Origin of the sequence: Aquiflexum sp. (assembly GCF_041749095.1) — a bacterium.
Lineage (GTDB): Bacteria > Bacteroidota > Bacteroidia > Cytophagales > Cyclobacteriaceae > Aquiflexum.
Window position 1 is genome coordinate 1 of sequence record NZ_JBGTCA010000300.1, and the last position, 1,584, is coordinate 1,584.

The 1,584-nt window shown below is 39.1% G+C and carries 2 protein-coding genes and 1 pseudogene; all 3 read right to left on the reverse strand.

The window, feature by feature from the left end:
* Positions 1-23: 23 nt before the first annotated feature.
* Positions 24-1,142, reverse strand: coding sequence for a hypothetical protein (locus tag ACEW8O_RS13875; protein ID WP_373495224.1), 1,119 nt, complete (start codon positions 1,140-1,142; stop codon positions 24-26).
* Entirely contained in the window at positions 1,132-1,284 is a 153-nt protein-coding gene (locus ACEW8O_RS13880; RefSeq protein WP_373495225.1) for a hypothetical protein, read from the reverse strand. Before ACEW8O_RS13880 ends, ACEW8O_RS13875 begins: the two co-directional genes overlap by 11 nt.
* Positions 1,281-1,584 (reverse strand): annotated as a pseudogene (locus ACEW8O_RS13885) (hypothetical protein); the annotation flags it as partial. The gene ACEW8O_RS13880 and the pseudogene ACEW8O_RS13885, both read right to left, overlap by 4 nt.

The window sequence follows — 1,584 nt, forward strand, 5'->3', positions numbered from 1 at the left end:
TTTGCCGCAAGGGCTTCATACAATTATTCTTTATCAGTTGATATGGTTTCGGATTCACTGAGTTGGGGAGTTTCCATTGCCATGTCCTTTGATGTAAATGGCAAATGTTGGGTGCTAATTTCCTTCTCAACGACCGTTAGATTTCTAAAAGCTGAGTAAGTATCTTTTGAAAGGGATTTCCCGGAGGTTTGTGGAAAAGACTGCCTCACGTCGGTCTCGATAATGGATGAAACATCATCTTCGGAAGAAGTTAAATCAGGGTTGTTTCCGTTTTGGCTTTGATCATTAAGCCTTTCGGCCAAATCACCCCAGCCTTTTACGGGGCTAAAGACGGAATTTTCCTGCTTTTTATCCGCAGCGGATTGCCAAATAGGATGGCCATAACCAGAAACATTCGGTTTAAAAAGTGGTGGATCAGGAATATTTTCAAAGTAGGTAGCATCCTCCGCCTTTGGGGAATGTCGATTCTTTATAAGTGTTATTGGATTTTCAGTCCTTTCATTAACATCCTTTTCCCAATCTCCTTGTACTTCGTTAACTTGTTCCATTTCAGATATTTCAATTGGGTCGTCCCAAGAATCTAATTTCCTTTTTTCACTCAAGGCTTCATCATCCTGAATCCCATATCTTTTTTTAAATTCTTGTTTTTCAGTGTTTTCGTTATTTACACCTTTGTTGTTTACGCTTATTTTTTTGAATGCCGAAGCCTTAATAGGAGCTAAATTTTTTGATGAAAAATAAATGCTACCGGATCTCTCAATATCTTGTTTTGATATATCTGCCGATTGGTGTTGGGTTTTATGGACTCCTGTCTTTATTGCCTGAAAAGGAAAATGGCCCGATTGACTTTCGGCTGCATTCCTTTCATCCATTTCAAAATTATTGTTGGGAAATTGATCTTGGCTTTTGTGGAAATTTCCCGAAAAGGGCCAAGGTAACATTAAAAGATCCTGATAGTCAATTTGCAAGCTATCCATGTTGAACCTACTGAATAAAAAATCGGGTTGCATTACTACCTTCGGAATTTGGTTCCGGGAATAGATTCTTGTATAAAAGTCTATTTCAGGTTTAGAAATTATTTCGAGCCAGTTTTCCCAACTGTTTACAATAGAAAAGCCAATGGCAGTAAGGCTATCTTTCATTTTTTTGGGAATCCATGATCATTTGGAGAAAAATATCAGCTTGTGCCGGTGTAAGCGCATTGATGTTTGGAAGTGACCAACCAAAATGGCTTGCCAAGGTGAAGGCGGTTTGTAAAAGTGGAGATTGTATCAGTTCCTTCAAGTCTTTTTTTTTTCGGATAGACCGCTAACTGCCCTGATTTCTTCGACCAAAAATTCCACCAATCCTACTTGCAGTCCTTTTATTTGCGGTAAAGACAATTTGGGTTCCACCAAACCTTCTTTAATCATCAAAAGCGGGATAAGTCCCGGGTCTTCCTTAGCCCCTTTCATGATCAATTGAAAGGTACCCATTGACAGGGGCTTTATCTTCACAGCAGGTTCTTGTCCATTGGCTTTTTCCTGATGAAGTAATAGATTTTGAGGTACAGCAACCTCAAAGGAAATATCAGTGCCTGCTAAA